The organism is Vreelandella zhanjiangensis DSM 21076 (genome assembly GCF_000377665.1).
Classification (GTDB): Bacteria; Pseudomonadota; Gammaproteobacteria; order Pseudomonadales; family Halomonadaceae; genus Vreelandella; species Vreelandella zhanjiangensis.
In genome coordinates this window covers 125,911-138,868 of record NZ_KB898651.1, presented here as the reverse complement: position 1 = coordinate 138,868, position 12,958 = coordinate 125,911, and the positions used below count along the sequence as shown (strand labels likewise).

At 54.6% G+C, this 12,958-nt stretch carries 8 protein-coding genes; 3 read left to right on the top strand and 5 right to left on the bottom strand.

Annotation, left to right across the window (positions count from 1 at the left end; genetic code table 11):
* Together D467_RS0112935 and D467_RS0112930 are read right to left on the bottom strand one after the other, a co-directional pair.
* Window positions 1–909, bottom strand: a complete 909-nt coding sequence (locus D467_RS0112935; RefSeq protein WP_018917946.1) for an efflux RND transporter periplasmic adaptor subunit — start codon at window positions 907–909, stop codon at window positions 1–3.
* A gap of 12 nt (window positions 910–921) precedes the next feature.
* Window positions 922–1,140 (bottom strand): DUF1656 domain-containing protein, encoded by a 219-nt coding sequence (locus tag D467_RS0112930; protein ID WP_018917945.1) that lies wholly within the window; start codon window positions 1,138–1,140, stop codon window positions 922–924.
* Between the two features lie 456 nt (window positions 1,141–1,596).
* On the opposite strand from D467_RS0112930, the gene D467_RS19575 reads away from it, so the two are divergent.
* A complete protein-coding gene (locus tag D467_RS19575; protein WP_155826492.1) occupies window positions 1,597–2,499 on the top strand; it encodes a lysozyme inhibitor LprI family protein in 903 nt (300 codons plus the stop codon).
* Between the two features lie 99 nt (window positions 2,500–2,598).
* On the opposite strand, the gene D467_RS0112920 is transcribed toward D467_RS19575, so the two are convergent.
* Window positions 2,599–4,365: a S8/S53 family peptidase gene (locus tag D467_RS0112920; RefSeq protein ID WP_051081746.1), complete on the bottom strand. Its 1,767-nt coding sequence runs from the start codon at window positions 4,363–4,365 to the stop codon at window positions 2,599–2,601.
* A gap of 198 nt (window positions 4,366–4,563) precedes the next feature.
* On the opposite strand from D467_RS0112920, the gene D467_RS0112915 reads away from it, so the two are divergent.
* Entirely contained in the window at window positions 4,564–6,219 is a 1,656-nt protein-coding gene (locus D467_RS0112915) for an FMN-binding glutamate synthase family protein (RefSeq protein WP_018917942.1), read from the top strand.
* A gap of 195 nt (window positions 6,220–6,414) precedes the next feature.
* The gene (locus D467_RS0112910) at window positions 6,415–8,445 is read left to right on the top strand and encodes a mechanosensitive ion channel domain-containing protein (RefSeq protein ID WP_155826498.1); all 2,031 of its coding nucleotides are present in this window, start codon (window positions 6,415–6,417) and stop codon (window positions 8,443–8,445) included.
* Between the two features lie 100 nt (window positions 8,446–8,545).
* Here D467_RS0112910 and D467_RS0112905 read toward each other — a convergent pair whose 3' ends face one another.
* Together D467_RS0112905 and D467_RS0112900 are read right to left on the bottom strand one after the other, a co-directional pair.
* Complete coding sequence (locus D467_RS0112905; protein WP_018917940.1) at window positions 8,546–9,145, bottom strand: nitroreductase family protein; 600 nt, start codon at window positions 9,143–9,145, stop codon at window positions 8,546–8,548.
* A gap of 248 nt (window positions 9,146–9,393) precedes the next feature.
* Window positions 9,394–12,876: an acyl-[ACP]--phospholipid O-acyltransferase gene (locus D467_RS0112900; protein WP_018917939.1), complete on the bottom strand. Its 3,483-nt coding sequence runs from the start codon at window positions 12,874–12,876 to the stop codon at window positions 9,394–9,396.
* Between the last annotated feature and the right edge of the window lie 82 nt (window positions 12,877–12,958).

Below are 12,958 nucleotides of genomic sequence, written 5' to 3'. Positions count from 1 at the left end.
TTACTCAGGCCGTTCATTTTGGGTTTCGGGAGAGCGCTCGGCAGGGCGCTTTGCAGGGCGGACATGAACCGTAGCCGTCATGCCTACGCTCAGCAGCGTTTCATCGGGAATGTCATCCAGGGCGATGCGCACCGGGATGCGCTGCGCCAGACGCACCCAGTTGAACGTAGGTGAGACCTGGGGCAGCAACTGCTGGTTCAGGTTGGTGTTGCTGTCGGCAATGCCTCGGCCTATTCCCGCTACATGGCCATTGAGGTGCCTGTCGCCGTTCATTAAAACGACGTCCACCGGATCGCCGACGTTAATCGTGCTCATTTTGGTTTCTTCGAAATAGCCCACCACGTAGTAGGAGTTGGCGGCGATCAGCGCCAGTACCGAATTGCCACGATTGACGTAGTTACCGGCCGAAAACTGCACGTTAAGTACATGCCCACTGACCGGCGCGGTAATCTGGGTTCTCTCCAGATCTAGCTGGGCGCTTGCCAGATCAGCCTCCGCCTGCTGAAGGTCAGCGGCGGCAATGCGCGAATTCACCTGGGCAACCTGCTGGTCTTCAGCGCTGATCGCGCGGCTGTTGCGCAACTGATTGCGGCGACCTTCTTCGGCCCGGTTGAGCTCAAGGGTTGCCTGGCGGTGTTCCACCGTTGCCTGGGCTTTATCCACTGCCGCTTGATAGCGCGCATCGTCGATCTCGAACAGCGTATCGCCCTGGGCAACGTAATCGGTATCGGCCACATTAAGGGTGCGTACCCAGCCGGAGACATCGGGGGCAATGGTGACGACTTCAGCATGCACGCGGGCGTCGCGTGTCCAAGGCGTATAAAGGTAGTAGCGCCATAGCCAGGCACCGGCGGCAATGGCAATCGCGACAATAACAAGGGTGATCAGAATACGAAGCGAAGGGCGCATTTAAGGGCTCTCTTAAGGGCTTTCAAGCAAAATGGTGAAAATGAAGGTGGTGACGGCTGTGAAGATGACAAAAAGAGAGATATCGAACCATGCCTCGTACCACAGCGGAGTCTGCCCGACTATCCAGTGAAGCAAGGAGCGAGTCACTAAAGTCGCGACAAACCCGATCAATGTATAAATCAGTAAGGGGCTGAGATAAATGCCGCCAAAGGCGATTTCTTGAAGACCCATAACATCCTTGATGTGGCGTTAAGTCATGTAAAGAGACAAGCGCTGGGGGAGTTATCTGGTCAATGCCAGATGGTTTACTCTTATAGCATAGAGAGCTTACGTTGATTTTGCCTGATGGGTATAGGTCGAGAAGCGCCTTCGCGATGGTTTAAGGCGCCTCCCAGCCTGAACGCGGTAAATATCACTACTACACACGTCGGTTAAACATTAGGCTTTGTACGAAAACTGCTTGCGCTCGGCCATACGGCGTTAAAAATCAGCTCAAAATACTCATTTACCCCCAGTAAACTCGCGCGCGAGCCCGGTCCGTTTTTTCGCTGATTTTTGCCTTGTCTGGCCTTCGCTCAGCGACTTTTCGTACAAGCCCTAGGATTTAGCCATAAGTAATAGGCATGGCGCCGTTTCATCTTTCAGAATCGTGTGCAGGTTCAACGTTGGAGTGGAGATAATGGTGCAATGACGGCAGTTACTTCAATCAAATGCTTGTGCCTTATGGCCATGCTAAACCTCGTCTTCGCTGTAAACGCATTTGGGGCTGAAAACGCTTGTGCGGTGGCCACACCGGATAATCCACTAGCGCTGGAACGATTCGCCAATGGTGTCGTCGTGTTCCAGCCTTCGCTTGCCCCGGGCAGCAACACCAACATCGACGTCGTTTACTACCCCGCCGATGATGAATGTCGCCCGGTGAAGGTTGATGAATACGGCATTGAAGGAGGCGACCCTCGGCTGGAAGCCAGTTTCATCTATACCATTCAAGGCGAGCCCAATCTGTTCGCTATTGTCTCATGGCCGCTGCAGCATGCGGGGTTGGGCATGCATGGGCGATTCTATTCTGTGTATGCCTATTATCAGGCAGGCGCGAATCTTGAGTTGAATCCTTTCATTGCTGAAAACAGCGATGTCAGCGGCGGGATTGTAGGTACTGTCGAGGGAGAGGAGTACGCATTTCAAGGTGTGGACGAGGACGGTTTGATCTCATTGATGGCTTCTTTAGGGAAGTGGTCATGGCAAGCAGCCTGCGATCCATCGGGAGGCCAGCCCGCATTGAACGCATGCGTCTACGTGGCTCAAGCTGACGCTCAAGAGGCGCTTGATACGCTCCGTCAAGAACTTGCCATGCAATATTCCGCCGAGCCGAACCCTGAGTTTCTTGCTGAAGTGCTTGCCCGTTTCGATGCAGCGCAACGGCAGTGGCGGCTTCAAGTGCAGCACGACCTTGAGGCCTTGTTTCCTGTGCCAGAGGGCGGTGATCCTTCACTGTTATATGGTTCCGCGTATTCCATGCGCTACGTGTTGGCTCATACCTTTCTTATCCGCCAGCGCACGGAATTTTTACGCGCAATGTGGTTGCCCTGACCTTAACTTCAGTGGAAGGCGCTGGCACAACAGCGTAGTTGTCCCACCCCGTGGAGTGGGCTTTTCTGAGTCGTTCTAGTCTAAGTAGTTCTAGATAGCCTAGCGGTCTCGTTCCAGGCTTTGCACGGTTAGATCCAGCGTCTTGTACATATTCAGCCGAGCGGAAAGACCGATATCAGGATGATTCAGGTCATTGGCGCGTTCCGACGGTAAGATTGGTGCGGTCAGGTCATCGGCATCAGTCGGCTCGAAATCGTACTCTTCACCGATGGTCATGGCGCCGCGGCGGAGCAGAATGCGTAACTGCGCTGGCGTGAGTTCTGGGTCTATCGACATCATGGCGGCCAATAGGCCCGCCACCAGCGGGGTGGCGTAGGAGGTTCCACAATGAGCCTCGCCTTGCTCACCCTCTATCAGGGAAGACCCGCGCACACAGGCCGCCGCAGTGATATCCACACGCATATCGATATTCGACGCTTCGCGTTTGATCACGTAACGGGGATCTTCCACCGGGACGTCCTCATCGCTGCGCTCATGGCCACCCACCACGAACAGCTGCTCGGTCACGAATGAGGAGGGCAGCCGATAATCATCACTCCCAGAAAATGATGATGCATTGCCTGCTGAGTTCACTACCACTACATCCGGATGTTCTCGGCGCAGCCATAAGAAGAACTCTTCAAGCAGTTCTTCATAGCCACTCATGGCGATGCCTGAGCGCACTAATGAATCAACCTCGTCGCCGTTAATGTCGGTAGCGCCTATCCGGTGGATGCCCCAGCTCCAGTTGAGCACTCGGGCACCGTCTTCCACCAAGTTTACCGAGGCGGCGACATTGGCGGTAATGCCTGCATCTGAATTGCGGTCCACAATCACATCAAAGCCAGGGCCTACCTCGTCCAAGCCGCGTAGAAAACCACTGTTGCCACCTTCATTCCAGGCCGCGGCAAAAACGCCGGCAACCGTGGTGCCGTGCCCGTCGGGCTTGGCGGCATCGCGTGCATAAACACAGGTTCTTGACGAGTCTTTACGGCAGTCGCCCAGGTAATCGGCAAAATCCGGCGAATCAAAGTCGACTTCTCGCTCAATGACGCCAATGCGTATGGGCTGCGTCTCGGTATCCCCGTTCTGCGGTAGACGCCGCTGGTAATAGTTCACGGCATCCAGAAAGCGATTGGATGCCCATCGCTGGTCATCTGCATTGGGTAGGTTGTTTGCCTCACTCTCAGCGGTTTCTTCTGCGCTGGACTCTTCAACGACGACCGCATCGATGCTGACCTCGCTGCCTAACCTGAGGACCAACGCATCGCGCTCCTCCAGGTTGTCGACGGGTAAGCGCAATTGATAGGTATTGAGCGGCGGGATCATGCCGACGACTTCAGCGTTGTATTTTTCTGCCAGCCGCTGGGCCTCCTCGGCACCGTCGTAGTCTTCTTCAATGATCAGGCTGATCAGATCCACGTAGGTGGTAATGTCATCCATGTTCTTGGCCACCTCCTGATCGGTGGCCGCCAGCACATGGCTGCCCTGGAGGCTGACCCAGACCGGGTTGCTGGACTGCTCGTGCTGCTCAAACCATAGTGGGCCGCTTTGTGCATCTGCGCTTGAGATGCGCACACGCACCTTGTGGTTATCGTGGCTCAGATTTTCGGCCTGAAGCGGGGCGCCATTCAGCTTGACCTCAAAACGGGTGTCATCAAGCCCGCTCACGTGCAGGCAGAATTCCTGGCTTTCCAGCTCCAGCAGATTGCCACAGCGCTGGAGCTGTTCGATTCGCAAAGGCTGGTCAGCAGCAGTGATACTCGCCATTAACATGAGCGACAGTGTCGAAGCCAACAGGCCTGCGCGAAAATACGTTACTGCCATGGCATTACTCCAAGAGGCTTGATTGACGGCATGTAGCATAAACGTATTGCCTGAATGGAACATGAATGCGCAGGCTTCCCCCCGCTGATTTTGTTCAACACTTGTTATTGAACTTAACGCCACGGCTGGCTCCTACGCTATGCTAGTCATTACTTTGCTAATTATTAATTTGCCAATCTCCAAGGAGTTTTAGCGCATATGATTGAAGCAAGAGGACTTACCCGCCTGCCACTGCGCAACGTTGCCTTTGTTGCCTGCTGGTGTCTGCTGGTTATTTCACTCATAGGGCTGTCCTTCTCGCTTATATGGTTACTGGGTGTGGTGGTGTTTGGTGGCCTTGTTTTACTTGGGTTGCATGACGTGCGCCAGCGTAAGCGCACGGTGAGCCGTAACTATCCTGTGCTGGCGCATATTCGGTATTTTCTGGAGTCGATTGGCCCGGAAATACGCCAGTACTTTATTCAGTCGGATTTGGATGAGCGGCCCTTCTCCCGCGAGCAGCGAGCCCTGGTCTATCAGCGCGCTAAAAACGAGAGTGACAAGAAGCCCTTTGGCTCGCTGCGGGACATGTATCAGCCAGGCCATGAGTGGATTAATCACTCGCTGCGTCCCCATTCCATCGAAGACGCCGATTTTCGCGTTCAGGTGGGCGGTCGTCGCTGTACCCAGCCTTACCTTGCCAGCGTGTTTAATATTTCAGCGATGAGCTTTGGCTCGCTGTCAGGCAATGCCATTGAGGCGCTGAATGCAGGGGCGTCCAAGGGCGGGTTTTATCACGACACGGGAGAAGGATCGATCTCTCGCTATCATCGTTTGCATGGCGGTGATCTAGTCTGGGAAATAGGCTCCGGCTACTTCGGCTGTCGTCACGAGGACGGCACGTTTAATGCCGAGCGCTTTGCGGCTAACGCAGTGGATGATCAGGTTAAGATGATCGAGATCAAGCTGTCTCAGGGCGCGAAGCCAGGCCATGGGGGCATATTGCCTGCGGCCAAGGTAACCGCCGAGATTGCCGAGGCAAGAGAAGTACCTATGGGCCAGGATGTGATTTCTCCTGCCGCTCATTCGGCGTTCTCAACCCCGTTGGAGTTAATGAGCTTTATTGACCAACTGCGCACGCTTTCCGGCGGCAAACCGGTAGGTTTCAAGCTGGCAATTGGCCACCCTTGGGAGTGGTTTGCGATCGTTAAAGCCATGCTGGAAAGCGGCGAAAGGCCGGATTTTATTGTGGTGGATGGCGGTGAAGGCGGGACCGGCGCGGCGCCGCTTGAGTTTATCAACCGTATGGGCGTGCCGCTTACCGAAGCCTTAACGCTGGTGCATAACACGCTGGTAGGCGTTGGGCTTCGCGAGGAGATTCGAATTGGCGCGGCAGGCAAGATGACATCCGGGTTTAATATTGCCCGCACCATGGCGCTGGGGGCTGACTGGTGTAATGCGGGCAGGGGCTTCATGTTTTCGCTGGGGTGCATTCAGGCACTCAACTGCCACTCCGATAAGTGCCCAAGTGGGGTAGCCACGCAAGATCCCAATCGTAGCCGCCATCTGGATATCGCCGACAAAACAGATCGCGTATACAACTTTCATCGCAATACCTTAAAAGCATTGGCGGAAATGCTGGGTGCCGCCGGGCTTAGCCATCCTAGTGAGCTGGGGCCTGAGCATATTATCCGTCGGGTGTCCGAAAATGAGATTCAGTCGTACGACCAGATGTTTACTTTTTTAAAGCCTGATGAGCTGCTCACTGGAAAATGCGAACACACGGTTTTTAAGCAGTACTGGGAAGATGCCCGGTCAGACTCATTTTTGCCCTCTTCCAGAATTGCCCGACTGCGGCTTACCAAGCTGGAGTAAAGCTTAGGCGTAAGGCACGTTAGCGCCGCCTGGGTAGGACTAAAGCCTGACTAAGCTGATAAGACGGTCAGGCTTTGGCTTGCTTGATCCACATAGGTAGGCTGTAATTCGTTTCACCACTGACACGGATAAAACAGTGTTACCTACTGAACGTTGGTGGACAAACGTCGGCTCACCTCAATGGATAAAGTAATGATGAAAGCACACGGCTCGTGGCCTACATGGATAGTGCTGGTAATAGCATTGGTATTTTCCAGCCTCTGCACGGCGCAATCTCAGGGAGAAGAAGACCAGGATAGCCGTTGGTTCGCGATTAGTACGCTAAATGAAGGGTTGGATGAGACGCCTGACGACGTTCGACGCGCAACCCCGCGTGAGTCGATACGCAGTTTTTTGAGGTTAACCAATGAGGAAAAGTTTGCCGAAGCGGCACACGTATTGAATCTTAATGACCTGTCAGCGGAAGAGCAGCAGAGCCAAGGCGCGTTGTTGACCCGTCAGTTAGCCGAAGTATTGCGGCGCGGTGAGTGGATGAATGCCTCAAACCTTTCCGGTCGTCAGGACGCCGCTGTTGAAGACCCTACCGGGCAAAACCCCCTGGCGGGCCAGCCGCGCCGAGATATTGAGCTTGCGTCGCTGAAAATAGAAGGCCAGGACTACGATATTCGCCTGGGGCGCTACCGGTTAGATGACCAGGATCCGGTCTGGCTGATCATGCCCGACAGCATCACCTATATCCCGGATCTTTATGAAGAATACGGTCCTTCAATGCTGGAAGAGTATGTTCCCAGCAGCTTAAAGGCATCGTTTGGGATGCTCAAGATATGGGAATGGATCGCCATTCCGATTTTTCTGTTGGTGATTACCTTCGTGGGTTGGGGAAGCTACCACTTGGTTGAGCTGATGGCACGCTTGCTGCCGAGCGGGGCACGAAGCATCTTCGCTGCGCGAATTAAAGGTCCGATGGCATTGATCATGATGTCGTTGGTGACCCAAACGCTGCTCGACTACGTCGTGTCATTTTCCGCCGTGGCAACGACCACCTTTCGGGTATTGTTGATTGCCATTATGGCCTGGAGTCTCGGTACCATTGCGCTGCGCCTGGTAGATACCATCATGCTGCGTATGACACGCCGACTGGTGGGAGAAATCGACGACACCAAGCCCAAGGATGAGCGTAAGCTTTTAACCTCGTTATACGCCTTACGCCGGGGCATCATTCTGCTTACGGTAATCAGCGTTTCGATTTATGTTTTAAGCAAGATCCAGCTTTTTGAAACGTTGGGGTTATCGATTTTAGCTTCGGCGAGCGTTTTGGCTGTGCTAGTGGGTATTGCCGGGCAGACGGTGCTGGGTAATATCCTGTCTTCTTTCCAGCTGTCGCTTGCCAAGCCGATTCGTATCGGCGATTTGGTAATGTTTGAAGGTCAGTGGTGCTACGTAGAGGGCATCTTCTATACGTTTATCAGCTTGAGGGTATGGGATGATCGGCGGCTGATCGTGCCGGTCACCTACTTTACCTCTAAGCCTTTTGAAAACCTTTCGGTTAAAAGTGCCAAGATGTACCGCAGCTTGGAGCTGATTCTTCACTTAAGTGCCAATGTTGAGCTGGTCAGAGAAAAGTTTTTGGCTTTTGCCAAGGAAGAAGACAGCGTGGTCGAACACCACAAATTACTGTGCCATGTAACAGGACAAACCGCTACGGCTCAAACCCTTACCTGTTATCTGATGACGTCCGACCCGCTTTCCGGCTGGACTGCAGAAATGAATGTCAGGGAAAAGCTAATGGCGTTTATTCGCGATGAACATCCCGAGTGGTGGCCGCGCGAGGTCATGGTGATCAGCCATCATGATGTTGCTAAAGGCGAGCCGGTGACACGCAACGTCAAGGCCTCAGGCGATCAAGAGAGCTCGGCGCGCTCCAAGAATGAAGAGTGTTCGGATGAAGCGGCGCCTTCTTCTGACAAGGAAGATACGACTGAAGCAGAAAAACCCGAAGCAGAAAACCCAGAAGCAGGTGAGCATCGAAAGGAGAGTGAGGAAGAACACAGCGAACCTTTTGCGCAGAAAGATGACACTTTTGGTGAAGAATCGAACGCTGCTGAAGAGCCAAACGCTGATGAAGACAGCGACGAAGCTGCCAAAAAGGATGAGACCAAGGATAAAGCTAGCGGCCAAAAAGCTGAGAAGCCCCGGTACAGAGTGCCGCCTTCGCAAAATGAGTAGTGGCTAAAACAGTGGCTAAGTCGAGGTTAGCCTTCGCCCAGCTATCCACACTTCGCCCGCTGGCTTGGATGACCCATGCTCAGCGGGCGGTAGATACCGATCAGGAAAATACGCGGAAGCGCTCTTCGTCGTTCATGAAGGTCTTCTCGCCAAACGGTGCTTCATGAGAGCCAAACGGCATCTGGGCGCGCAGCCTCCAGGAAGAGGGTAGATCCCAGGTTTCAAATACGGCGTCATCGATGATGGGGTTGTAGTGCTGCAGGCTGGCGCCGATATCGGCTTCTGAAAGCGCTGTCCACACGGCAAACTGGGCGATACCGGTGGCGTGCTCTGACCAGACAGGGAAGTTGTCGGCGTAGAGCGGGAATTTGTCTTGCAGTCCTTTGATCACGTCCTGGTCTTCAAAAAACAGAACGGTGCCTGCACCGGCGGCAAAGCTATTAATTTTTTTCTCGGTAGGCTCAAAAGAGTCAGCCGGTACGATCTTGCGCAGCGTATCCATGACTAACTGCCAGAACTTGTCGTGCTGTTCATTGAACAGAATAACCGCACGCGAGCTTTGCGAGTTGAACGAGGTAGGCGCCTGCTTGACGGCTTCCTTGATCAACGCGGTCACCACCGTCTGGCTGATGGGAATATCTTTACCAATGACATATTGACTGCGGCGCTGCTTGTAAATATTGATCGCGGGGTTGGGCATAATGCATTCCTTGTTTTCGGATAGGGGGGCTTCGAGGAAACACCCTACCTCGAAATAGCCAGTAGCAATCTAATACACAATCAACTTAGAAACCATGGATAAAACTCAGCGTTTTTAGTGAATAAAATCTTCTAATTCACGCCGTGGTTGAGCGGTTAAGAGCAGACAGCGCTTTAAGATTAGAGGGCTGTCTGTTTTCGGGCTGGGCGAGCGCTATATCTTGAAATGCCGGCACGCGATTGCCTGCATCAAGGCGCTGGCTGCTTCTCGCTTTCGGCTAGTTTTTCCTGCGCCAACCGCTTGGCCCCTGCAATATCCTGCTTGCCAGAACCCAGACGGGGCAGGGTATCTACCGTTAGCCAGTAGCTGGGTACCATCATCGGCGATACGCTATTTTCCAGCATCGCGGCCCTGACCGTTTTAGCATCCAGCGGTGTCTCTGACAGCAGCACAATTCGCTCGCCTTTACTTGCATCCGGTATGTTGACCGCCATGATGGCCGTGTCCGGGTCGCTCAGCGTGGCTTTCACGGCTTGTTCTACTGAAGCAAGGCCGACTATTTCGCCGCCGATCTTGGCAAACCGCGAGTAGCGGTCAACGATGGTTAGAAAGCCATCCTCGTCTAGATAGCCTTTATCGTTAGTCACATACCACTGCTGATGGTCGATTTCGCACAGCGCAGCGTGGGTGCGTGCTGGATCATTCAGGTAGCCCTGCATGACCTGGGGGCCGCTGATCAGAATCATGCCCGCATCGCCCGTGGACAGCTCTTCAAAGCTTTCCGGGTCAACAATCTTGAAGCTCGTGCCGGGCAGGGGCATACCCACACTTCCCACCTTGGCCCCACGCTGAACCTGTAGATAGTTGATATCCAGCGCATCGGGCAGGTTGACTGCCGCCACGGGAGAGGTTTCTGTCGCGCCGTATCCCTCATAAATCAGCTTATGGAATTTAAGCTGGAACGCGCTGCGTACGCTGTCGTCGACCTTTTCCGCCCCGGCCACCACCACTCTTATACTATCCAGCATCAAAGGATGAACCTTGGGGCTACGTGTAAACAGGCGCAGGAACGTGGAAGTGCCGCACATAATGGTCGCCTGATACTTGGCCACCGCTTTTGCAATACCCACGGCATCGGTCGGGTCGGGATGGCACACCAGCGGTAGACCTTCAATCAAGGGCAAAAACTGGGTAACCGTTAGGCCAAAGGCATGAAACAGCGGGAGCGAGGCCATCATGACGTCGTTATGTTCAGTGTTCAACGCGTCGGAGGTCTGCTTCACGTTGGCCATCAGGTTACGGTGGCTGAGCATTACCCCCTTCGGCTGCCCCTCGCTGCCGCTGGAGAAAAGAATGGCAGCGGTGGCTTCGGCGTCATGCGCTCGGCAATATAGCAGGCGCAATAGCCCCGTGGGCAGCAGGCGTACTGAAAGCCAGGTAAACAGGCGCTCACCCCGGCCCATTGAGGCTTGCAGCGCTTCCAGGTAGACAACATTCTGCTTGGCAAGCAGCTCGGCAATATTCAGCCCGCGCTGTTCAAGCTTTTCGACAAAGCGCTGCGAGGTGTAAACGGTTTCAATCTCCGCCTGTGCCAATGCAGACGCCAACGCCTCCTGGCTTGCGGTGTAGTTGAGGTTGACCACCGTTTTACCCGCCAGCAGTGTCGCCATGTTGGCAAGGACGCCGGCGCTACTGGTGGGCAGTAGCAGGCCAACGTTTTGCGCCTTGCTCTGCTTGCGAATACGTTTGGCCATCAGAATGCTGGCGGTCAGCGCCTTCGCGGCACTCAGCGGGCGGCTGATGGTATCAGCCAGGGCCAGTTTGCCGGGGCGGCGCTTGACGCTGCGTATCCAGGCATCCGGCAGGGTATGCAGATTCTCCATGGATAGCTGCCAGGAGCGGGTGGCCTGCTCGAAAATACGCCGCTTAAGCACATCCGCCGGGGTCTCTTTCGGTAGCGTTTGACCAAACACCACGACGATTGAGCGGTGCAGCGGTGCATAGCGCAGCTCTTTCAGCTTGCTGGAGGAGTGCGAGAACTGGCTGCCCCATAGCCCGCGCAGATAAAACGGGACGGTTTTGACATCGGGGTTGGCCATTTTGCAGGCGCGCTCATAGCCTTTACGAAATTCGCCCAGCTGTCCCGTGCGGCTGATGGCGCCTTCCGGAAACAGACACACCACTTCACCGGCGTTGAGCTGGTCGGCAACGGCAGTTAGCGCCTCTTCGGCGCCAACGCCGCGCTCAATAGGAATACAGCCCAGCGCTTTAAAGAACCAGCGTAGATACCAGCGCTGATAAATGCTTTTAAGCATCACAAAGCGCACCGGCCGGGGGCTTGCGATCTGCACCATGGCCCAATCCACCCAGCTGATATGGTTACCCAATAGCAGTACGCCACCCTGGGCGGGCATATTTTCCAGGCCGTGGACATCCACCCGGTAGCGTCGGGTAAGCAGAAAGCCTAATAAAAAGCGCACTAAGCTTTGGGGCAGCTTAACGATGGTGTAGCCGCCGCCGATCATCGCTACGCTGGCAATCAATAGCAGTAGATAGTGGCTATCCACGCCCGCCAAAGCGAACAGCGCCGTGAGCACCAGAAAGCCCAGCATGGCAAGGTTTTGAATCCAGTTATTGGCAGCCAGTACAGTGCCCAGCTCGTTGTCAGCGGCATGGAACTGGATTAGCGCATTGAGCGGCACGATAAATAGCCCACCCATCAAGCCGATAAACACAAAGTTCAGCGCCTGACCTAGCGGCGACGTGAGTAGCGGCAGGCACCATAAGCCAACGGCCACGCCCACAGCGCCAACGGGAATCAAACCTGTTTCAATCCGGTTGCGGGAAAGCTTGCTGGCGAGTACCGAGCCCAGTGCGATGCCGATACCGCTGGCGGCGAGAATACCTTGAAGCACCAGCGTGTTACCTATGTCGAGTGCGCCTTTGGCATAGGCGGGGAAAGCCGCCAGCAGCACCTGGCCGACCGACCAGAACGTGGCCAGACCAATAATCGAAAGCTTTAATACGGGCTGGGATGCAACAAGGCGTAGATTGTCTTTTAGAGCACTGCCTTTAATGTAGCGTTGCCAGGTAAGCGGCGTGCCTGGCGAAGGTGGGGTATCCAGTGGCAAGCGATACAGAGCCAGCACCTGAATCACGCTGTTAACCACCAGCAACCAACCTAGCGGGGCAATCTGGCGCAACAGCTGGTCTGGGGATTGGTTCGCAAGAGGTGTCCAGGTTTCAAAGAAGGCAGTGAAAACCACCGTGCCTGCCAGAATGGCGCCGATGGTAAGCGCCTGGATAAGGCCATTGGCTTCTGCCAGGCGCGGCTTGCCAAACAGGGCTCTGACCATGCCGTACTTGGCCGGGGAGTAGAAGGCTGACTGGATCGCCAGAAGCAGCGTCATGGCGAAGGCGAGCCAGAACCAGCCCTGATAGTAAGCCGCGGTAATACCCAGTGAAATGGCCACCGCTGCCCACGCCGAAAAACGTAGAATGCGCACTTTGGGGTAGGTATCGGCGACATGACCGGCAGGGCTGAACAGCATGATAAAGGGCAGCAGAATCAGCCCGTTCACCAGTGCCGTCAGGACTATCTGGGCGGTGCCATCATAGCTTTTGAAGATCGTATTTTGAATCACGATCTTGTGCCCTAAATCCATAAAGGCATTGAGAAAGATAGCGATAAGATAAGGCCAGGCACCTGGCGTGCGGAGCAGTCGTTGCATGGTTCGTTAGCCTTGTTTGCGTCTCGAAGTCATCGGACTTTCCTTTACAGCTCTAATTTACGCAACCTTTTAAAGATGAGTT